Source organism: Alishewanella sp. BS5-314, from assembly GCF_025377695.1.
Taxonomy (GTDB): Bacteria; Pseudomonadota; Gammaproteobacteria; order Enterobacterales; family Alteromonadaceae; genus Alishewanella; species Alishewanella aestuarii.
Map to the genome: position 1 here is coordinate 1912227 of NZ_JACEHJ010000002.1, position 19686 is coordinate 1931912.

Here is a 19686-nt window from a genome sequence, read left to right on the forward strand (position 1 = left end):
CACACTAAGCGCTAGCTGCCGCCGCCACTCAGGCTGACAATTCCGCTAACAGGGTAGCGGCAATAGTACGAATGCCCTGACCGGTGGCACCGGCCGCCCAATAGGCATTGGCGCTGCCATTAAAGGCGGCAGCTAAATCAAAGTGCAACCAGCCCTGACCGTCATTCGGTACAAAGCGACTTAAAAAGCCGGCAGCATTGCTGGCGCCACCGGCACCGCCACCTTTAACCGGCCGACTATTAGCGGTATCAGCATAAGGTGATGGGCATTGCTGCTGATGCCATTTTGCCAGCGGTAACTGCCAGGTCAGTTCTTGTTGTTCCGCCGCATAAGCCAGCGCCCGCTGTGCCAATACCTGATCTAAGGCAAACAAGGCATTATATTCGGTGCCCACCGCCGTTTGCGCAGCGCCGGTCAGGGTTGCAGCATCAATAATCAGCCCGGCACCACTGTCGCCCGCCAATTGCAGACCATCCGCCAGTACCAGCCGACCTTCGGCATCGGTATTGACGATTTCTACTGTGGTACCATTTTTATAGGTAATAATATCGCCAAGCTTATAAGCATGACCGCTGATCAGGTTTTCGGCGCAACATAAGATCAGTTTGACCCGCTGCGTCAGGCCACCGAGGATCGCCAGCGCCAGCGCTGCTGTGACTGTCGCGGCACCACCCATATCACATTTCATCGTCAGCATGCCTTCAGTCGCTTTAATCGAATAACCGCCACTGTCAAAGGTAATGCCTTTACCGACCAAAGCCGCTGCAACAGGCGCATCCGGGTTGCCGGTCGGGTTAAAGTCCAGCTCCAGCAGTGCCGGTGCGCGATCGCTGCCACGACCAACCTGATAAATGCCATGCCAGCCCGCCTGTTGCAGTTGTTCACCGAGCAGGATCTGCTGCGACACCTTGCCGTCACCTGCCACCTCTTGAATAAAGGCTGCCGCCTGCTGACACAGCAACTCAGGAGATAATTGCTCCGGCGTCTGGTTAATCAGGCCACGGGCAAAGCTGTAACAACGTACCAGCTGCTGCAGACGGGTAACGGTTGCGGCATCGCCGGTAAAATTGACACCGCTAAAGCGTTTGGCATTAATAAAGCCCTGATAAAAGGCCCACTGCGCTTCCAGCGACCAGTCACCCGCTAACTGCACTTCCGTCAGGCCAAGGTTATCCAGCTGCCGGGCAGCTTTTTGAATACTACGCAGCTCATCACCGGCTTTAACATGAATTTGATAGCCCTGGCTGTTTGGGGTCAGGCTGGCTTTACCAAAGGCAGCAGCGGCTGGCTGCTGAGTCAGTGAAATGTGTAACAGCTTAGTGGTCGATTCCATCTTTTACTCCGTTTATAGGGGCGCTCGGCGTTTGACGTTCGCGGGTGTGAGCCATTGTAGCACAGAGCGGCCGCTGAAAATAAAGTGACGAACGGCTGCTCAGTCTGTATACTTCCGCGGTTTTTCAATAGTGATTGCGATAGCATTAATATTCTGCTATCTATAGCCGCCATCTTTTTTGCTTGGCGGTATTGTACAGGAGAGAATCATGCCAGAGGGCAATAACAACAAAACCCTGGGGCTGCTGGCACTGGCCGGTGTTGAGCCATATCAGGAGGCGGTCGGGGAAGAGTACATGAACCCGAAGCAGCTGGAGCATTTCCGCAAAATTCTCGATGCCTGGCGCCAACAGTTACGGGAAGAAGTTGACCGTACCAAGAACCATATGGCCGACGAAGCCGCTAACTTCCCGGATCCGGTAGACCGTGCTGCCCAGGAAGAAGAATTCAGCTTAGAACTGCGCGCACGGGATCGCGAACGTAAACTGCTGAAAAAGATTGAAAAAACGCTACAAAAAATTGAGAACGACGATTTCGGTTACTGTGATACCTGCGGCATTGAAATCGGTATCAAGCGCTTAGAAGCGCGGCCAACTGCCGATCAGTGTATCGACTGTAAAACCCTGGCCGAAATCAAAGAGAAGCAGTTAGGCGGCTAAGGTCTTATCCCTTGGCAAACACCAGCACTTCCCCCCAAAACACGGCCGGCTATACCGGCCGTTTTGCTCCCTCCCCTTCTGGTCCGCTGCACTTTGGCTCCTTAATTGCTGCCCTGGGTAGTTATCTGCAGGCAAAAAGTCAGGCCGGCCGCTGGCTGGTACGCATCGAAGATATCGATACCCCGCGCACCCAGCCCGGTGCCGACAGCGCCATTTTAACGGCACTGGAAAGCTTTGGTCTGCAGTGGGATGGCGAGATTTGGTATCAAAGCCAGCGGCTGGAACGTTACCAGAGCATTTTTCAACAGCTACGCCAGCAAGGGCTGATCTATGGTTGTCAGTGCAGCCGTAAACAAATTAGCGATGGCGGTGGGATTTATCCCGGTACTTGTCAGCAGCTCGGGCTGTCTGCTGAGCCGTTAGCCTGGCGACTCTGCAGCCCGGCGGCAACCGGCTTTACCGATCTGATCTTCGGCCCGCAGCAGATCGACGCTGCCCTGGCCGCTGAGCATTATGTGGTAAAACGTCGTGATGGCCTGTTTAGCTACCAGTTGGTGGTGGTAGTGGATGATTGGGATCAAGGCATCACACAAGTGATCCGTGGCGCCGATTTGCTGACGATGACCAGCCGGCAACAGCACTTATTTTGGTTATTGGGCGCAGCGGCGCCTGACTATGGCCATTTACCGCTGGCGGTAACGGCACCTGGCCAGAAGCTGAGTAAACAAAACCATGCCAGGCCGCTGCAAGCTTGGCCGCTGACGCAAAGTATGGCTGCGGCCTTAACGGTGCTTGGCCATCCGCCGCCGGCAGAGCTTGCCGGTGCCCCGGTGAGCGAGCTGTTAGCCTGGGCAGTTGGCAACTGGCAATTACGTCAGGTACCGCAGCAGTTGGAAGTGCGCTGCCCTGACTTTGCCTGATAAATTTGCCGCCGGCCTTACATTCTCATTTTCCGGCAATTCGGGTATGATACGCCGGTTTTTCGGCCAAAGTGCCGTATCGGTTTTTAGGAGACATATCATTATTTCGCGAGTGCTTGATTTTTGCCGCCGTAAGCTGAGCAAAACTGCCACCCAACCGAGCAGTGGCAAGCCGGCTAAAGCTGCCAAAACCCCGGCGACTAAAGCTATCAGCGCCAACCCGGTGCCCTCTTCAGTTTTGCCGCCATTGCAGGTGATTAGCCGTGATCGGCATGCCATTTCGCGCAAAGATATCAGCCCGAATGCGCTGAAAGTGTTGTACCGGCTCAAAGATGCCGGCTACGACGCCTATCTGGTCGGCGGCTGTATCCGTGATTTATTGCTTGGCTTACAGCCAAAAGATTTCGATGTGGTCACCAATGCCAAACCGGAAGAAATTAAGCAGGTGTTCCGTAACTGCCGGCTGATTGGCCGCCGTTTCCGGCTGGCACACGTGGTATTTGGCCGCGAAGTGATTGAAGTTGCCACCTTCCGTGGTCATCACAGTGGCGTTGACGACGAGGAAGATAGCAGCAAGATCGCCAGCCTCAGCGATCACGGTCAGATCCTGCGCGATAATGTGTACGGTACCATTGAAGAAGATGCCGAGCGCCGCGACTTTAGCGTCAATGCGCTGTACTACTCGATTAAAGACTTTGCTATCTATGATTTTGCTAACGGCATGCAAAGCATCGCGGAGCGGCGCATTGAACTGATTGGCGATCCGGAAACCCGTTATCGCGAAGATCCGGTGCGGATGCTGCGCGCCATCCGCTTTGCCACTAAATTAAATATGCAAATCGCACCGGATACGGCGCGCGATATCCCTGAGCTGGCGGTATTGCTAAAGAATATCCCGGCGCCACGGCTGTTTGATGAACTGGTTAAGATGTGGCTGGCCGGCAAAGGCTTCGACAACTTTATGCTGATGCGTGAGCTGAAAGTCTTTAAGGTATTACTGCCGCAGCTGGAAAAACTGTTAAAGCAGGAACCGGAAGGTAAAGCCTTTCAACTGGTCACCCGTGCTTTGCAAGATACCGATCAGCGGGTCGCGCAGGACAAACCGGTGACGCCGGCCTTTGTGTTTGCCGCCATGCTGTGGTACCCGGTAGAAGTGCGGGCCCAGACACTGCTGATTGAGAGTGGCCTGAATGAAAATGACGCCCTCAGCATCGCGATGACCGAAGTGCTGGATGACGTGCAGCGTAGTATTGCCATTCCGAAACGCTTTAGTCTGGCAATGCGCGATATCTGGATCTTACAAAGCCGGCTGCCCAAACGCGCTGGTCGTCGCGCCTTTAAGCTGATGGAACAAAATAAATTCCGCGGCGCTTTTGACTTTTTGCAACTAAGAGCCGCAGCCGAGGGCGGTGAACTGACTGCACTGGCAAACTGGTGGCAGAGTTTTCAATTTACCGATGAAGCCGGCAAGCTGCAGCTGATTAATCAACTCGGCAAAGCCGGTGTCGAGCGGCCAAAACGCCGGCGTACCAAACGTAAAGCGCCAACTGACAATACTGATAATGCCGCCAGCTGAACGTTGTTATATTGGCCTGGGCGCCAATCTGGTGGAACCAGTGGCGCAGCTGCAAACCGCAGTGACAGCCCTTGGACAACTGCCCGAAACCAAGCTGGTGCAGGTGTCGCGCTTTTACAGCTCCAAACCGATGGGGCCACAGGATCAGCCGGATTATGTTAATGCGGTAGCAGCACTGGATACCCGTTTAACGCCGCTGGCGTTACTGCGCGCCATACAGCAGATCGAACTGGCACATGGCCGGCAACGCAAAGCCGAGCGTTGGGGGCCCCGCACCCTGGATTTGGATATCCTGTTATTCGGCATGCAACAAATCGATCATCCCGAGCTGACTGTGCCACACTATGGTATGCAGCTGCGGGAGTTTGTGTTGTATCCGCTGGCCGAGCTGGCACCGGATTTAATTTTACCTGATGGCGTAGCGTTACAGAGCCTGTTACAACGGGTGCCACTAAATGGCCTGACGCCACTGCAACCTCCTTGCGACTGACGCCACTTTGTGCGAAGGTGCGCATCCGGACTCACTGTCGGAATAGATCAAAATGCCGAAAATTACCACTGCCGTACTGCAAAAAATGAAGCAACAAGGTGACAAGATCACCATGTTAACGGCTTATGATGCCAGCTTCGCTAAACTCTTTGCCGAACAAGGCGTCGACGTGCTTCTGATCGGCGACTCGCTGGGCATGGTACTGCAGGGCCATAGCGATACGCTACCGGTAACCACCGCCGATATCGCTTATCACACCAGAGCCGTGCGCGCCGGTGCCCCCGATGCCTTTGTGATTGCCGATATGCCCTTTATGAGCTATGCCACGCCGGAGCAGGCGATGCAAAACGCCACGCCGCTGATGCAGGCCGGTGCCAATATGGTGAAATTAGAAGGCGGTGACTTTTTACTGCCAACCATCAAAGCGCTGACTGAGCGTGGTGTGCCGGTGTGTGGTCATTTAGGCTTAACGCCACAATCCGTCCACTTGTTTGGTGGCTTTAAAGTGCAGGGTAAAACCGCGGAAAAAGCCGATGCCATGGTCCGGCAAGCGCTGGCGCTGCAGGAAGCCGGTGCGCAACTGCTGGTGATGGAATGTATTCCACAGCCGCTGGCCGAGCGCATTACTCAGGCGCTGACTATTCCGGTGATCGGTATTGGTGCCGGCAACGTCACCGATGGCCAGGTACTGGTGATGCATGATTTACTTGGCATCAGCAGTGGTTATATTCCGAAATTTTCCAAAAATTATCTGGCGCAAACCGGTGACATCCGTAGCGCCATTGCCACCTATGTCAGTGAAGTGAAAGCCGGCATTTTCCCGGCAAAAGAGCACAGTTTTCAATAATGCAGCACCTGGAATCGATCTCTGCGCTACGGGCGCAAATCCGCGACTGGCGCTTAGCCGGTAAACGCATTGGCTTTGTGCCAACCATGGGCAATCTGCACGCCGGGCATTTCCGGCTGGTTGATATCGCCCGCCAACATGCCGATGTGGTGATTGCCAGCATCTTCGTTAATCCGATGCAATTTGGTCAGAACGAAGATCTGGATAAGTATCCGCGTACGCTGGCGGCAGATATGCAAGGCCTGACTGCACATGGCTGCGCCGCCTTGTTCACGCCCACGCCGGCCATCATGTATCCGCGCGGGCTGGACGTACAAAGCTTTGTCGAAGTACCGAAACTGGGCGATTTACACTGTGGCGCCAGCCGGGCCGGTCATTTCCGCGGCGTTAGCACCGTGGTGGCGAAACTGTTTAATCTGGTGCAACCGGATGTCGCCTGTTTTGGTCAGAAGGACTACCAGCAACTGGCGATTATCCGCCAGATGGTGGCGGACCTGTCGTTTCCGATTGAGATTATCGGGGTGCCGACTGAGCGCGCCGCGGATGGTCTGGCACTCAGCTCGCGTAACGGTTATCTGACGGCAGAGGAACGTGCCAAGGCACCGGCGTTATATCAGATCCTGCAGCAACTAAAACAACAGATCCTGGCTGCTGCCGCCCCCTACCGCGAGCTGGAGCAAGACGCCAAAGCGGCGTTACAGGCAGCCGGTTTTATCCCGGATTATCTGAATATCAGCCATCGTCAGACCTTAGCCCTGGCCAATGACGCCAATGAGCCAAAAGTGATCCTGGCGGCAGCCAAACTGGGTAGCACCCGGCTGATCGATAATCTGGAAGTGTAAATGCTCTACCTGGGCTGCCCGCTGTGGGCTAATCCACACTGGCGTGGCAGCCTGTATCCGCAAGGTACCAGCAGCAGCGACTTTCTTGCCCATTACGCCACCGTCTTTAACAGCGTCGAGGGCAATACCAGCTTTTACGCCGATCCGGACAGCGCCACCCTCGAGCGCTGGGCGGCGACCTTGCCTGCTGACTTCCGGCTGCAGTTAAAGCTGCCGTCACGTTTTTCGCATAACAGTGCGACGACACAAGCAGATGATATCCTGGCCTGGTTAAAGACGCTCAGTGTGTTAGGGGATAAGCTTGGCATGCTGCATTTACAACTGCCGGCCAGTACCGGCCCGCACGCCTTGCCCTGGCTGGAACAGCAACTTATCACCCTGCGTCCGCATTATCCGCTGTGCGTTGAAGTGCGGCATCCGGCCTTCTTCGATAAGGCGGCACACGAAATCAGCTTAAACCGCTTACTACAGCAGTATCAATGCGAACGCGTGGTGCTCGATAGCCGGGCTCTGTTTAGTGTGCCGGCCCGCAGTCCGGCGCTATTGGATGCACAGCAAAAAAAGCCCCGGCTACCGGTACATGCGATCTGTCTGAGCGCCCAACCGGTGATCCGCTTTATCGGCTGTGATGATGCCAGCATCAACCAGCATTATTATCAGCCCTGGTTACGCAAAGTTGCCGACTGGCTGCAGGCCGGTAAAACTCCCTACTGCTACTTTCATACCCCGGATAATCATGCCGCACCGGCCTTATGCCGCCAGTTTGTCGCTGATTTACAGCCATTGGTGCCCGGCTTGCAGCACCCGGTGCTGGATCTTTGGCCGGGCGAGCAGCGCCAGCAACTCGGTCTTTGGTAGAAAAGACCGCTGAGATCAAAGTTTTTCCGCCAAAAACCCGCTATGCTGCTTCTTAGAATGGCGTGAATGGAGAGCGGATCAGTGCTTAACACCCTGCTAGGCGTCAGCCGGGCAAATTTTCTAACCCTGACCTTAGTTTGCATCCTGCTGGCCGCCACCGCCAGTTGGCAAGCCGGCGCCTCACCTGGCTGGCCAACCCTGTTATTGGTGACCTTGCTGGCGCTCTGTGCCCATATCAGCGTTAATGCCTTTAATGAATATTTTGATTTTAAGTCCGGTCTGGATTTTCTGACCGAACGCACGCCCTTTAGCGGTGGTAGCGGTACTCTGGTAGCTAATCCGGCTGCCAGCGGTACAGCGCTGAGCATCGCCGTGTTCAGTTTGCTGCTGCTGATTGCCGGCGGCCTCTATCTCACGCTGCAATATGGCTGGCCGTTACTGCTAATTGGCATTCCGGGTGTGCTGATTATTTACGCCTATACCCAATATCTGAACCGCTCACCACTGGCCTGCCTGCTGGCGCCAGGCATTGGCTTTGGTTTGTTGATGACGCTGGGCGCGTTTTGGGTATTTGCACAGCAAGTCAGCATGGCAGCCTGGCTGTTGGCCGCCATTATCAGTTTGCTGGTCTCCAACCTGTTGCTGTTAAATCAGTTTCCGGATGTCGAAGCCGACAGGCAGGTCGGACGCCGGCATTTGCCGATTGTCATTGGCCGCCGCCACAGTGCCAGTGTTTATAGTCTGCTGGCTGCTGCCAGCTATCTGTTACTGCTGCTTGGTGTTGCCCTGGGTGCGCTGCCCTGGCAGAGCTTACTTGGCTTACTCAGTTTGCCGCTGTTGCTGAAAATTCTACCTGGCATTTTCCGGCTGGCAGATAAACCACGCGAGCTGGCACCTTACCTTGGCCTGAATGTGCTGCTGTGCCATCTTTATCCCTTACTACTCAGTGCCGGTTTGTACTGGGCCGCCAGCGGCAATTAATCACGGAGGCAGGATGCAGATTATAACAACGGATATTATTGTGGTCGGCGGCGGTGGTGCTGGCTTACGCGCCGCTATTGCTGCTGCTGAAACCAGGCCGGATGCCCGCATTAGTCTGCTATCCAAAGTCTATCCGATGCGCTCGCATACGGTTGCAGCCGAAGGTGGCGCGGCGGCCGTCACGCTGGCCGAAGATAGTCTGGACGCACATTTTCAGGATACCGTTGCCGGCAGCGACTGGCTGGCTGACCAGCTGGTGGTGGAACATTTTGTTAAAGCCGCTTATCAGGAGCTGGTGCAACTGGAACACTGGGGCTGTCCGTGGAGCCGTAAAGCCGATGGCAGCGTTCAGGTGCGGCGCTTTGGCGGCATGAAAACCGAACGCACCTGGTTTGCGGCCGATAAAACTGGTTTTCATATTTTGCATACGTTGTTTCAAACCTCAATGAAATATCCGGCCATCCGCCGGCTGGATGAGTTCTTCGTGCTGGATTTACTAGTCAGTGAACAGCAGGTGCTGGGGGTGCTGGCGCTGCAACTGAATAGCGGCGAACTATTCCAGATCCTGGCGCCGAAAGTGATACTGGCTACCGGCGGCGCTGGCCGACTGTTTCACTACAATACCAATGGTGGCATCGTCACCGGTGATGGTATGGCGCTGGCGTACCGGCATGGTGTAGCGCTACGGGATATGGAGTTTGTGCAATACCACCCCACCGGCTTACCCGGCTCCGGCATCCTGATCACCGAAGCTGCCCGCGGTGAAGGCGGGATTCTGCTGAATAAAGACGGCTATCGTTACCTGCAGGATTATGGTCTGGGCCCGGAGACGCCCTTGGGCCAACCGCAAAACAAATATATGGAGCTGGGGCCACGCGATAAACTGTCGCAGGCGTTCTGGCAGCAGCAACAAGCCGGACTTACCGCTGACTATCAGGGGCATGCCGTCGTCTATCTGGATTTACGTCATCTCGGGGTACAGAAACTGGCCGAGCGGCTGCCCTTTATCTGTGAACTGTCACGTTCTTACGTCAATATCGATCCGGTACAACAACCGATCCCCATTCGCCCGGCAGTGCACTATACCATGGGCGGCATTCTGACTGAGTTGCAAGGTGAAACCAGCATTAGCGGCTTATATGCAGTCGGTGAGTGCGCTTCGGTCGGCCTGCATGGCGCCAACCGGCTGGGGTCGAACTCACTGACCGAATTACTGGTATTTGGTAAAGCCGCCGGCGAACATGCCGCGCAAAGCCTACCGCCGATGCCGCGTAGCCAATCAACAGCAGCGACAGAGCAGGCGCAAACGCAACAACGGCGACTGGCCAGTCTGTTCGGTGGCAAACAGCAACAGAGCATCGCCAGCCTGCGTAAAGCCATGACACTGGCGATGGAGCAAGGTTGTGGTATCTATCGCGATGAACAAGGTATGCAGCAATGCCGCACCACCCTGGTATCGTTACAGCAACAGCTGGCCGGGCTGAAGGTAAGCGACCACAGCAAGGTGTTTAACGCTGAGCTGATCCAGTATCTGGAGCTGAGTTTCGGCCTGGAGGTGGCACTGACACTCTGTGAAAGCGCGCTGGCGCGTAAAGAATCGCGCGGCGCGCATCAACGGCTGGATCCGGGCCTGACCCAGCGTAATGATCAGGATTTTTTACAGCATACCCTGGCTTACCGGGCAGCGGATGGCCGTGTTGCGCTGCGTTACCAACCGGTTAGGATCACCTGCCTGCCACCGGCGGCCCGCGTCTACGGTGCTGCCGCTAAGCAAGGAGCCTGATGATGGAAAAAACCATAATTATTCAGCGCTATAATCCCGAGCAAGATCAGGCCCCCAGCGCAAAGCGCTATCAGGTACCCTTTGACCACAGCACCTCGGTGCTGGATGCACTGCTGTATATTCAGCAGCAACTGGATCCGACGCTGGCCTTTCGCTGGTCCTGCCGGATGGCGATCTGCGGCTCTTGCGGCGTGATGGTGAATAAGATCCCCAAATTAGGCTGTAAAACCTTTTTACGCGATTATCCGGCTGAACTGACGATTAGCGCACTGGACCATTTCCCGATTGAGAAAGATCTGATCAGCGATATGGCGGTGTTTTTAGACCATCTGCAAGCGGTCAAACCTTATCTGATTAATGATAGTAAAAACACTGAACCGCACCGGCAAACGCCGGCGCAGCTGAAAAAATACCAGAAATTCTCCAGCTGTATTAACTGTGGCCTGTGCTATGCCGCCTGTCCGCAATTCGGCCTAAACCCGGAGTTTCTGGGGCCAGCGGCGATTGTCACGGCGCAGCGCTATAACCTCGACAGCCGCGATCAGGGCAAAGCACAGCGCATGCCGCAGCTAAATGGCAAAAACGGCGTCTGGGCCTGCACCTTTGTCGGCTTTTGTGCCGATGTCTGTCCGAAGCAGCTGGATCCGGCAGCGGCCGTCAATCAGGGCAAAGTTGCCTCGGCTACCGATATGCTGATCAGCATCTTTAAACCTTAGGAGGCTCTATGCCAGACTCTGCCGGCGCCCGCCGCCCCTATCTGCAACCGCTCTCTCGCAGCTGGTGGCTAAAACATAGCTTTTTTCTGCGCTATATGCTGCGCGAAGCCACTGTGTTGCCGTTACTGTTCTTCTGTGGCTGCCTGCTGGCGGGGCTTTACAGCCTGAGTCAGGGAGAAAGTCAGTATCAAAGCTGGCTGGCGTTTATGGCGCAGCCCTGGGTTATCGCGCTGAATGCACTGGTGCTGCTGGCCAGCTTATATCATGCTAAAACCTTTTTTGAACTGTTCCCACGGGTGATGCCGCTACTGCCGGCACCACTGATGATTGCCGGCCAGTGGCTCGGTACCATTGCGGTCGCACTATTGTTACTCTGGTTATTTGGAGCTATCGGATGAATCAGCCAAAACGCTCAGATGAACCGATCTGGTGGGCCTTATTTAGTGCCGGCGGCGTCTGCTTTGCAATGGTGATTCCGGGTCTGGTATTAACCCTGAGCCTGCTCTACCCACTCGGATTATTGCCAGAAGCGGCTTTCAGTTATAGCCGGGTTCAGCAACTGTTACAGAGTTTTTGGGGCTTACCGGGTCTGGCTTTCGCTGGCGCAGCCATTTGTTTACCGCTATTTCATGCCATGCACCGTGTACATCATGGTTTGCATGATTTAAAGCTGGCGCAAGGCCGGCTGGCCAAAATATTCTGTTACGGCCTGGCCAGCCTGCTTAGTGCTGTTGCTATCGTTTATAGCGGGATTATTGCTTAAGGGTGGTTAAAAAACGCTCTGACTCGGCAATGGCTTTATTCATCTCGGTCAGTAAACGGCTGATATCACGTTCGATACTGCCAAATTCGCCTTTCAGGGCGCCAATCGCCTGGGCATTCAGATTATGCTTTAAATACAGCGCATTATCTTTTAATGACGATAACACCGGTTGCATCGTTGCTTCGGCCTGACGCATGGTCACTAACAAGCTGGTGTACTGGCGGCGGGTTTGGCTAAGTTTGCGTTCGCTATCACGCTTCAGGCTCTGATTACTATATTCTTTCAGCTCCTGCTGCCACTCTTTAAATAGCGCTTCGGCGACCTGCTCAATGGCATCAATACGGTTTTTCACATCCAGAGCTGACTTTTCACAGGCATCGTATTCCGCCTGAGTCAGTTTATACTGCCGCTGTAAATCGCCACCATCATATTTGACCAGCGCTGAAAACTGCTCCAGCGCCGAACTGAATTGCTGCTGCGCCTCACGTTGTGATTTCTGGGCATTTTCTACGCGATCGACCAAAATATCTCTTTTATGAACACCGACCTTTTCCATCGTCGAGTAATATGCCTGCTGACAGCCGCTAAGCAGCAACAGCAGGACTAACCAGAATTTTGCCATCCTAAACTCCCTGTTCCCTATTCTCAAAGCGCGAACTAGCCGTGCAGTTGCTGCGCCGCCAGTTGTAATAGCTTAGGATAAAACTCTTTATCCTGCTGAGCCAGCTGATCCTGCTCCACTAACACATCACGCAAAATCTGCTCTGTGGTCAGCGGATTGGCCAATACTACCCGAAATACTATAGTTTCCTGCCGCTGATAGCGGGCGGGTGTTAGCCGGGTGCGGGAGACGAAAGATTTACCTTCTTCGCGTTGCCGCTTCTGAATAAACTTGGTCAGGCCGTTAAGCAGTTCGTTAAAGCGCAGCAGCTGCTCCGGGCTGGCACTGGCCATCGCTTTTTGCACCTGTGCCGGCACATAGCGGTAGGTCAGGATACAGAGCTCCGGCTCAGTGATCAGTTCAAAGTCGATATTATGGCTAATCAGGGTGGCAAAGTAGCGGGCCTTTTCCAGACTGCGGTCGATCAGAATCTGATAACCCTGACGGCCAATCACCTGTAAGCAGGCATGCACCAGCATCGCCATACCGGGTCTTGAGCCCTCCAGCGTCTGGCTGCCCAGATCTTTCGAGCCTTTACGCAAAATATATTCGGCATGATGTTCAATCACGTTCGCCGTCGACGGATGTTTAAATACCACCATACCGGCGCCCATCGGCACATACATCTGTTTATGGGCATCAATGGTTACTGAGTCGGCACGCTCAATACCAGCCAGTAAATGCCGGTACTTAGCTGACAATAAGGTCGCGCCACCCCAGGCGGCGTCAACATGGAAATGGCATTGCTGTTGCTCGGCCAGATCGGCGAGCTCATGTAACGGGTCGATATTGCCGGTTTCCGTGGCGCCGGCCACGCCAACAATGGCCAGTACCTTAATATTACGCTCAGCAAGGTCGGCCAGTACCCGGCGCATTTCGGCGGTGTCCACCTTGTTATTGGCGTCGGTTTTAACCGACACCACCATATCGCGGCCAATACCCAACACATCTGCGGCCTTACCCAGCGAATAGTGACCACGTTCTGACACCACTATCGCCAGTCCCTGATAACCATAATGCTGCATCGCGCGGAACAGACCTTCTTTGGCGATACCTTTAAAGTCACCGTCCGGTTTTAACAAGCGGTTGCGGGCAATCCACAGCGCAGTGATATTGGCTATGGTACCACCGGAGCAAAAGGCGCCCAGTGAGTGATTAGCGCTGTGCATCCACTTCTTATAGAAACCGTCTTTTTCGCCGTACACCAGATGATGCATCATGCCCAATACCTGCCGCTCCAGCGGGGTAAAGGCTTTTGAAGTCTCGATTTTTACCAGGTTCTGATTTAAACCCACCATCATTTTCGACAGCGGCAGCACAAAATAGGGTAAGGCCGACGTCATATGACCAATAAAACTGGGCGCTGCAGTATGCACTGAGTGCGCCACCAGTTTTTGCATAATGGTATCGGTATAATCAGAAACAAAGGACGGCTGCTCCGGGATCTGGAACGCCTGAAAATCCCGCTCGATCTGCCATAACGGTTTTTCCACCGCTACGATACTTTCATTTAAAAAGCCGGCCAGATTCTGCGACAGGTTTTGTTCGATAATACTAAGGGTCGAATCCGGCGCTTCCGGGATCGTAAAAATACGCCACAGCGCTTCCTCGGAAGCCGTGGCCTGGCGTTTAATGATGTCGTTCATGCCTGTCGTTACCTGCTGTAACCTTATCAGCGTTTATACGCAGCAAAGCGTTCAACTGTACTGCAACCACCGAAAAATGTCTGCTAATTTCTGGCGTCTGTTTTATTGCGCCGCTAACTGCGTAAACCAATGCCTTTGTTGATCAGATACATCGCATAACTGAATAACACCAGAATAAAGCTCAGCACCACCACCAGCGCCAGCCATAAGTTGACATCGGTATAGCCCAGAAAGCCGAAGCGGAACGCATTCACCATATAAACAATCGGGTTTAGTTGCGCCAGTTGCTGCCAGAATCCGGGCAACAGTGTCAGCGAATAGAAGACACCGCCGAGGTAAGTTAAGGGCGTTAACACAAAGGTTGGAATAATGCTGATATCGTCAAAGGTCTTGGCATAGACGGCATTAATCAGGCCTCCCAGCGCAAACAACATTGAGGTGAGCAGCACCGTCAGCATAATAATCGCCAGATTATGAATACTAATGGTGACAAAAAACAGCGACAGCACCGTCACGATCAGCCCCACCAGAATACCGCGCGCCATGCCTCCACCGACATAACCGAGCACAATAATATAGTTGGGTACCGGCGCTACCAGCAGCTCTTCGACATTACGCTGGAACTTGGCGCTAAAAAACGACGAAGCCACATTGGCGTAGGAGTTGGTAATGACCGACATCATAATCAGACCGGGAACAATAAACTCCATATAACTAAAGCCATTCATCTGGCCGATCCGTGAGCCAATCAGGCTACCGAAAATAACAAAATACAGGCTCATGGTAATGGCCGGCGGCACCAGGGTTTGCACCCAAATGCGCATAAAGCGCGTAATCTCTTTGGTCAGAATACTTTGTAACGCAATCAGATAACGAGCTGTCATTTTGCTTGTCCTCTGCCATGTTCTACTAAGGTGACAAACAGCTCTTCCAGCCGGTTGGCTTTATTCCGCATTGATAACACCTTTACCTGCTGCGCACTAAGTTGTTCGAAGATCGGGTTTAAGCCAGCACTTTTCTCTACGTCCACTTCCAGACTGTGTTGATCTAACTTACGCCAGACAAAGTCAGCCAACTGCAGGCTGTCCGGCAGTTGGTCCAGATCCAGAATAAAGGTTTCTTTACCCAGCTTGGATAACAAGGCTTTCATATTGGTGTTTTCGATAATCCGCCCTTTATCAATAATGGCGATATTACGACACAGCATCTCGGCTTCTTCCAGATAATGGGTGGTCAGGATAATCGTCACGCCCTGCTGATTTATCGTGCGTAAAAACTCCCACATTGAGCGCCTTAGCTCAATATCGACACCGGCCGTCGGCTCATCGAGGATCAACAACCTTGGCTCATGCATCAGTGCCCGGGCAATCATTAGCCGCCGCTTCATGCCACCTGACAACTCACGGGCCCGGGCATGACGTTTTTCCCATAACCCCAGCTGGCCTAAATATTTCTCAGCACGCTGTAAGGCCACCGCACGCGGCACACCATAATAGCCGGCCTGATTGACTACGATTTGCAGCAGGGTTTCAAACTGATTAAAGTTAAATTCCTGCGGCACCAGGCCGAGCTGACTTTTTGCCGCTTCCAGCTCGGTATCCAGGTCAAAGCCAAATACCTTGACCTGACCGCGGCTTTTATTGACCAGCGCACTGATAATACCGATGGTGGTACTTTTACCGGCACCATTTGGCCCCAGCAAAGCAAAAAAATCGCCCTGCTGTACCTGTAAATCGATACCACTGAGTGCGACTGTGCCGCTACGATAGATTTTATGTAAGTCTTTAATGTCCAGTGCCAGCGTCACGCTATTCTCCTGCTTGCTGTTGTCGCGAGTCATAGCCCCAGCGCCCCACTAACTGTTGTGCTAAGCCCAGTTGATCCAAGACCCGGGCCACCATAAAGTCGACCAAATCGCTGATTTGCTGCGGCTGATGATAAAAACCGGGCGCGGCCGGCATAATACAGACGCCAAGGCGGGCCAGCTTCAGCATATTTTCCAGATGAATGGCACTAAGTGGGCTTTCCCGCAGCACCAGTATTAGCTTGCCACCTTCTTTAATTACCACATCAGCGGCACGCTCCAGCAGGTTATCACTGGCGCCCTGCGCGATAGCCGACAGACTGCCGGTAGAACAGGGACAAACCACCATCTGTTTCGGCGCTGCCGAGCCGGAAGCAACCGGCGAAAACCAATCGTCCTTACCATAAACCTTTAACAGGCCGGGTGCAGCTTGCAGGTACTGTTCCAGCTGCTGTGCGCATTTCTCCGGCGCAGCACTTAACTGCAATTGCTGCTCAGTGGCAAACACCACCCGCGCCGCACTGGACATCAGCAGATGCACTTTAATGCCCTGCGCTAACAATACCTGTAATAAACGTAAACCGTAGGGCGCACCCGAGGCACCGCTAAAGGCCAGAGTAATCTCTTTGCTGGTTATCATTGGCTTTCCTATCGACTGGCCACGCTTAACTCAGCGCCTCCAGTAGTTGTTGATGAATGCCGCCGAAGGCGCCATTGCTCATTATTACTATCTGATCGCCTGGCTGCACCAGCGCCAGAATACTGGCTTTCAGCTCAGCAATGTCATAACAGACACTGGCCGGCATCGCCAACCGCGCGGCCAGCTCGGCCATCGACCAGCCGGCATTGCGTGGCTCATATAAAAACACCTGATCTGCCGTTAACAGCGCCTGCGGCAGGGCGGCCTGATGCACACCGAGGCGCATGGTATTAGATCGCGGCTCTAATACGGCGATAATCCGCGCCTGGCCCACTTTCGTCCGCAAGCCTTGCAGCGTAGTAGCAATAGCGGTGGGGTGATGGGCAAAATCGTCGTAGATCGCAATACCTTGTGGAGAGCCTTTCAGCTCCATCCGCCGTTTTGGTGCCACGAAGCTGGCTAAGGCCTCGGCTGCAACACCAACCGGTACCCCGGCATGACGCGCGGCAGCAATCGCCATCACCGCATTATCAACATTGTGCTGGCCACTGAGCGACCAATTTACCAGCGCCACCTGTTGCTGTTGCCAATACAGCGCAAACTGACTGCCATCCGGTGTTAATAACTCGGCCTGCCAGTCACTGCCATAGGCTTCACGTTGGCTCCAGCAGCCCAGCGCCAGCGTCTCGGCGACAGCAGGCGTCGCTTCCGGAGATAACACCAGCCCTGAAGCTGGCACGGTGCGCAACAAGTGATGAAACTGTCGCTGGATCGCTGCCAGATCCGGGAAGATATCCGCATGATCATACTCAAGGTTGTTAATCACCAGGGTACGCGGCCGGTAATGCACAAATTTGGAGCGCTTATCAAAAAACGCCGTATCGTATTCGTCGGCTTCAATCACAAAGAACGGCGCCTCACCTAAGCGGGCAGAAACGCCGAAATTTTGCGGCACACCGCCAATCAGAAAACCCGGCTTAAGACCGGCATAGTCTAAGATCCAGGCCAACATACTGGCGGTGCTGGTTTTACCGTGGGTGCCGGCAACCGCCAGTACCCAGCGCTGCTGCAGTAACTGTTCGGATAACCACTGTGGGCCTGAGGTGTAAGGCAGGTTATGTTCCAGCACATACTCAACGGCCGGATTACCACGCGATAAGGCATTACCGATAATCACCAGATCCGGGGCCGGTTCCAGCTGTGCGGGGTCATAACCCGGAGTCAGACTGATACCCAGCTGTTCCAACTGAGTGCTCATCGGCGGGTAAACCTGTTGATCGGAACCTGTGACCTGATGGCCAAGGGCTTTGGCCAGGGCTGCGATACCGCCCATAAAGGTGCCGCAAATCCCCAGAATATGAATATGCATAATGTACTTCTCTGTTAAGCAGGGGCTTATTGTAGCAAATGCAGAATAAGCTGCGATCAAAACTGCAATTTAAGAATAAATTCTTTAAAATAACCCAGACTGAATGAGATTTCGCCACTTGTACCGGACGAAAGCTTAACCGGTCTGACTCTGTCTTACCCGAAAATATAACAAGGACCTACTATAATGCGTCGCATCTCACCCGTACTGCAACAAGATGGCGTGGATCCGGATCTGATCTCGTTGTTAAAAACTATCCTGGCGGCCTGCCGCGAAATCGCCTTCCGCGTCGGTCAGGGCGAACTGGCCGGTGTACTGGGTTCAACTCTGTCAGAAAATGTGCAGGGCGAAACCCAGAAAAAACTGGATGTGATCGCGAACGAATTACTAAAAGAAGTGATCCTGGAAACCGGCGTGGTGAAAGCTATCAGCTCAGAAGAAGAGGATGATATCGTACCGGGTAATCCGCGTGGCCGCTATCTGGTGACCTTTGACCCTTTAGATGGGTCCTCCAATACCGATATCAATAGCCTGATAGGCACTATTTTCTCGATTTTACCGGCCGATCCACACAAGGACGCCAGTGATGCCAGCCAGTTTTTACAGCCGGGAACGGCACAGCTGGCCGCCGGCTATGTGCTGTATGGCCCATCAACGATGCTGGCGCTGACCACCGGCAAAGGCACCCGCCTTTACACCCTGGATAAAACCTATGGCGGCTTCCTGTTAACCGAAGAGCAGGCCACTATCCCGAAATACACCGCCGAGTTTGCCATCAATATGTCAAATCAGCGCTACTGGCAGGCACCGATGCAAAGTTACATCGCCGATTTACTGAAAGGTAAAGAGGGGGTGCGCGGTAAAAATTACAATATGCGCTGGATTGCCGCCATGGTCGGCGATGTGCACCGGGTACTCTGTCGTGGCGGCATCTTTGCCTACCCCAGTGATCGTAAAGATCCGGCCAAGCCGGATAAATTACGCCTGATGTATGAAGCTAACCCGATGAGCTTTCTGGTCGAACAGGCTGGCGGCGCCAGCTCCACCGGTTATCAACGCATTATGGAAATCACTCCGACTGATATCCATCAGCGGGTAGCAGTGATTTTAGGTTCCAAACATGAAGTGGAAACCTGTGTTGGCTACCATCAAACCGGTAGTGCGCCAACCACATCAGACTAATTATCAATAGCCATTTTTACGGCCGTCATTATAATGGCGGCAGTAAATTACTCAGAGGACACAGCAATGAGCTTAAGCGATGTAGCAGCTGGCAAAAATCTGCCGGATGAAATTAACGTAATTATTGAAATTCCGGCCAATGCCGATCCAATCAAATACGAAGTGGATAAAGACACCGGTACCGTCTGGGTAGACCGCTTTATGGCCACCCCTATGTTCTATCCCTGCAACTACGGCTTTGTGAATCAGACCCTGTCGCTGGATGGTGACCCGGTTGACGTACTGGTACCAACGCCTTACCCACTGGTACCAGGCGCCGTGATTAAATGTCGCCCGGTTGGCGTACTGAATATGGAAGATGAGTCTGGTCAGGATGCCAAGGTTATTGCCGTACCGGTCAGCAAGCTGACCAAACTGTATGACCATATCCAGGATATCAACGATGTGCCTGAGCTGCTGAAAAAGCAAATCCAGCATTTCTTTGAGCGTTACAAAGAGCTGGAGCCAGGTAAGTGGGTTAAAGTTACCGGTTGGGCTGATGCCGCCGCCGCGAAAGCTGAAATTATGACCTCGTTCGAGCGCGCCAAAAAATAAGCCAACAGCCGCTGTTGCCAATA

At 53.7% G+C, this 19686-nt stretch carries 21 protein-coding genes; 14 read left to right on the forward strand and 7 right to left on the reverse strand.

Annotation, left to right across the window (positions count from 1 at the left end):
- Positions 1 to 28: 28 nt before the first annotated feature.
- On the reverse strand, positions 29 to 1333 hold the full coding sequence (gene pepB, locus H1D31_RS13370; protein WP_261259317.1) for an aminopeptidase PepB: 1305 nt from the start codon (positions 1331 to 1333) through the stop codon (positions 29 to 31).
- 208 nt (positions 1334 to 1541) lie between these two features.
- On the opposite strand from pepB, the gene dksA reads away from it, so the two are divergent.
- The 12 genes from dksA (at position 1542) to frdD (ending at position 11767) form a co-directional block, all read left to right on the forward strand.
- Positions 1542 to 1991, forward strand: coding sequence for an RNA polymerase-binding protein DksA (gene dksA, locus H1D31_RS13375; RefSeq protein ID WP_008607161.1), 450 nt, complete (start codon positions 1542 to 1544; stop codon positions 1989 to 1991).
- A gap of 11 nt (positions 1992 to 2002) precedes the next feature.
- Positions 2003 to 2911, forward strand: a complete 909-nt coding sequence (gluQRS, locus tag H1D31_RS13380; RefSeq protein ID WP_261259318.1) for a tRNA glutamyl-Q(34) synthetase GluQRS — start codon at positions 2003 to 2005, stop codon at positions 2909 to 2911.
- A gap of 112 nt (positions 2912 to 3023) precedes the next feature.
- On the forward strand, positions 3024 to 4487 hold the full coding sequence (pcnB, locus tag H1D31_RS13385; protein WP_261259319.1) for a polynucleotide adenylyltransferase PcnB: 1464 nt from the start codon (positions 3024 to 3026) through the stop codon (positions 4485 to 4487).
- Complete coding sequence (folK, locus tag H1D31_RS13390; protein ID WP_261259320.1) at positions 4474 to 4977, forward strand: 2-amino-4-hydroxy-6-hydroxymethyldihydropteridine diphosphokinase; 504 nt, start codon at positions 4474 to 4476, stop codon at positions 4975 to 4977. The genes pcnB and folK overlap by 14 nt, the downstream gene beginning before the upstream one ends.
- A 52-nt stretch (positions 4978 to 5029) precedes the next feature.
- The gene (panB, locus tag H1D31_RS13395) at positions 5030 to 5824 is read left to right on the forward strand and encodes a 3-methyl-2-oxobutanoate hydroxymethyltransferase (protein WP_261259321.1); all 795 of its coding nucleotides are present in this window, start codon (positions 5030 to 5032) and stop codon (positions 5822 to 5824) included.
- Positions 5824 to 6666, forward strand: a complete 843-nt coding sequence (gene panC, locus H1D31_RS13400; protein ID WP_057787360.1) for a pantoate--beta-alanine ligase — start codon at positions 5824 to 5826, stop codon at positions 6664 to 6666. Before panB ends, panC begins: the two co-directional genes overlap by 1 nt.
- Complete coding sequence (locus H1D31_RS13405; RefSeq protein WP_261259322.1) at positions 6667 to 7524, forward strand: DUF72 domain-containing protein; 858 nt, start codon at positions 6667 to 6669, stop codon at positions 7522 to 7524. It begins immediately after the preceding gene.
- A gap of 81 nt (positions 7525 to 7605) precedes the next feature.
- Entirely contained in the window at positions 7606 to 8505 is a 900-nt protein-coding gene (locus H1D31_RS13410; protein WP_261259324.1) for a prenyltransferase, read from the forward strand.
- 13 nt (positions 8506 to 8518) lie between these two features.
- A complete protein-coding gene (gene frdA, locus H1D31_RS13415) occupies positions 8519 to 10288 on the forward strand; it encodes a fumarate reductase (quinol) flavoprotein subunit (protein ID WP_261259326.1) in 1770 nt (589 codons plus the stop codon).
- A 2-nt stretch (positions 10289 to 10290) separates the two neighbouring features.
- Positions 10291 to 11004 carry a succinate dehydrogenase/fumarate reductase iron-sulfur subunit gene (locus tag H1D31_RS13420; protein WP_261259328.1) on the forward strand — a complete coding sequence of 238 codons (714 nt, stop codon included), beginning with the start codon at positions 10291 to 10293 and terminating at the stop codon, positions 11002 to 11004.
- Between the two features lie 8 nt (positions 11005 to 11012).
- On the forward strand, positions 11013 to 11402 hold the full coding sequence (locus tag H1D31_RS13425; RefSeq protein WP_057787370.1) for a fumarate reductase: 390 nt from the start codon (positions 11013 to 11015) through the stop codon (positions 11400 to 11402).
- The gene (frdD, locus tag H1D31_RS13430; RefSeq protein WP_261259329.1) at positions 11399 to 11767 is read left to right on the forward strand and encodes a fumarate reductase subunit FrdD; all 369 of its coding nucleotides are present in this window, start codon (positions 11399 to 11401) and stop codon (positions 11765 to 11767) included. The genes H1D31_RS13425 and frdD overlap by 4 nt, the downstream gene beginning before the upstream one ends.
- On the opposite strand, the gene H1D31_RS13435 is transcribed toward frdD, so the two are convergent.
- The 6 genes from H1D31_RS13435 to mpl all read right to left on the reverse strand — a co-directional run bounded on the left by H1D31_RS13435 (position 11757) and on the right by mpl (position 17887).
- Positions 11757 to 12389: a DUF2959 domain-containing protein gene (locus H1D31_RS13435; RefSeq protein ID WP_261259330.1), complete on the reverse strand. Its 633-nt coding sequence runs from the start codon at positions 12387 to 12389 to the stop codon at positions 11757 to 11759. The two genes, frdD and H1D31_RS13435, sit on opposite strands and share 11 nt — an antisense overlap.
- Before the next feature lie 35 nt (positions 12390 to 12424).
- Entirely contained in the window at positions 12425 to 14074 is a 1650-nt protein-coding gene (gene panP / locus H1D31_RS13440; RefSeq protein ID WP_261259331.1) for a pyridoxal-dependent aspartate 1-decarboxylase PanP, read from the reverse strand.
- Between the two features lie 113 nt (positions 14075 to 14187).
- Positions 14188 to 14958, reverse strand: a complete 771-nt coding sequence (locus tag H1D31_RS13445; RefSeq protein WP_261259332.1) for an ABC transporter permease — start codon at positions 14956 to 14958, stop codon at positions 14188 to 14190.
- Positions 14955 to 15914 carry an ABC transporter ATP-binding protein gene (locus H1D31_RS13450; protein ID WP_261259333.1) on the reverse strand — a complete coding sequence of 320 codons (960 nt, stop codon included), beginning with the start codon at positions 15912 to 15914 and terminating at the stop codon, positions 14955 to 14957. The genes H1D31_RS13445 and H1D31_RS13450 overlap by 4 nt, the downstream gene beginning before the upstream one ends.
- Entirely contained in the window at positions 15883 to 16518 is a 636-nt protein-coding gene (locus tag H1D31_RS13455; RefSeq protein ID WP_008951242.1) for a flavin prenyltransferase UbiX, read from the reverse strand. Before H1D31_RS13455 ends, H1D31_RS13450 begins: the two co-directional genes overlap by 32 nt.
- 25 nt (positions 16519 to 16543) lie before the next feature.
- Positions 16544 to 17887 carry a UDP-N-acetylmuramate:L-alanyl-gamma-D-glutamyl-meso-diaminopimelate ligase gene (gene mpl, locus H1D31_RS13460; protein WP_261259334.1) on the reverse strand — a complete coding sequence of 448 codons (1344 nt, stop codon included), beginning with the start codon at positions 17885 to 17887 and terminating at the stop codon, positions 16544 to 16546.
- Between the two features lie 186 nt (positions 17888 to 18073).
- On the opposite strand from mpl, the gene H1D31_RS13465 reads away from it, so the two are divergent.
- Together H1D31_RS13465 and ppa are read left to right on the forward strand one after the other, a co-directional pair.
- Positions 18074 to 19069, forward strand: a complete 996-nt coding sequence (locus H1D31_RS13465) for a class 1 fructose-bisphosphatase (RefSeq protein WP_261259335.1) — start codon at positions 18074 to 18076, stop codon at positions 19067 to 19069.
- A 66-nt stretch (positions 19070 to 19135) separates the two neighbouring features.
- Positions 19136 to 19663, forward strand: coding sequence for an inorganic diphosphatase (ppa, locus tag H1D31_RS13470; protein ID WP_008607132.1), 528 nt, complete (start codon positions 19136 to 19138; stop codon positions 19661 to 19663).
- Positions 19664 to 19686 lie beyond the last annotated feature (23 nt).

Excerpts from the sequence above, each read along its gene's own strand:
- pepB (WP_261259317.1), bottom strand. The coding sequence starts at position 1,333 with ATGGAATCGACCACTAAGCTGTTACACATTTCACTGACTCAGCAGCCA.
- dksA (WP_008607161.1), top strand. The coding sequence starts at position 1,542 with ATGCCAGAGGGCAATAACAACAAAACCCTGGGGCTGCTGGCACTGGCC.
- folK (WP_261259320.1), top strand. The coding sequence starts at position 4,474 with ATGCCGCCAGCTGAACGTTGTTATATTGGCCTGGGCGCCAATCTGGTG.
- panB (WP_261259321.1), top strand. The coding sequence starts at position 5,030 with ATGCCGAAAATTACCACTGCCGTACTGCAAAAAATGAAGCAACAAGGT.
- panC (WP_057787360.1), top strand. The coding sequence starts at position 5,824 with ATGCAGCACCTGGAATCGATCTCTGCGCTACGGGCGCAAATCCGCGAC.
- H1D31_RS13405 (WP_261259322.1), top strand. The coding sequence starts at position 6,667 with ATGCTCTACCTGGGCTGCCCGCTGTGGGCTAATCCACACTGGCGTGGC.
- frdA (WP_261259326.1), top strand. The coding sequence starts at position 8,519 with ATGCAGATTATAACAACGGATATTATTGTGGTCGGCGGCGGTGGTGCT.
- H1D31_RS13420 (WP_261259328.1), top strand. The coding sequence starts at position 10,291 with ATGGAAAAAACCATAATTATTCAGCGCTATAATCCCGAGCAAGATCAG.
- H1D31_RS13425 (WP_057787370.1), top strand. The coding sequence starts at position 11,013 with ATGCCAGACTCTGCCGGCGCCCGCCGCCCCTATCTGCAACCGCTCTCT.
- frdD (WP_261259329.1), top strand. The coding sequence starts at position 11,399 with ATGAATCAGCCAAAACGCTCAGATGAACCGATCTGGTGGGCCTTATTT.
- H1D31_RS13435 (WP_261259330.1), bottom strand. The coding sequence starts at position 12,389 with ATGGCAAAATTCTGGTTAGTCCTGCTGTTGCTGCTTAGCGGCTGTCAG.
- panP (WP_261259331.1), bottom strand. The coding sequence starts at position 14,074 with ATGAACGACATCATTAAACGCCAGGCCACGGCTTCCGAGGAAGCGCTG.
- H1D31_RS13445 (WP_261259332.1), bottom strand. The coding sequence starts at position 14,958 with ATGACAGCTCGTTATCTGATTGCGTTACAAAGTATTCTGACCAAAGAG.
- H1D31_RS13450 (WP_261259333.1), bottom strand. The coding sequence starts at position 15,914 with ATGACTCGCGACAACAGCAAGCAGGAGAATAGCGTGACGCTGGCACTG.
- H1D31_RS13455 (WP_008951242.1), bottom strand. The coding sequence starts at position 16,518 with ATGATAACCAGCAAAGAGATTACTCTGGCCTTTAGCGGTGCCTCGGGT.
- mpl (WP_261259334.1), bottom strand. The coding sequence starts at position 17,887 with ATGCATATTCATATTCTGGGGATTTGCGGCACCTTTATGGGCGGTATC.
- H1D31_RS13465 (WP_261259335.1), top strand. The coding sequence starts at position 18,074 with ATGCGTCGCATCTCACCCGTACTGCAACAAGATGGCGTGGATCCGGAT.
- ppa (WP_008607132.1), top strand. The coding sequence starts at position 19,136 with ATGAGCTTAAGCGATGTAGCAGCTGGCAAAAATCTGCCGGATGAAATT.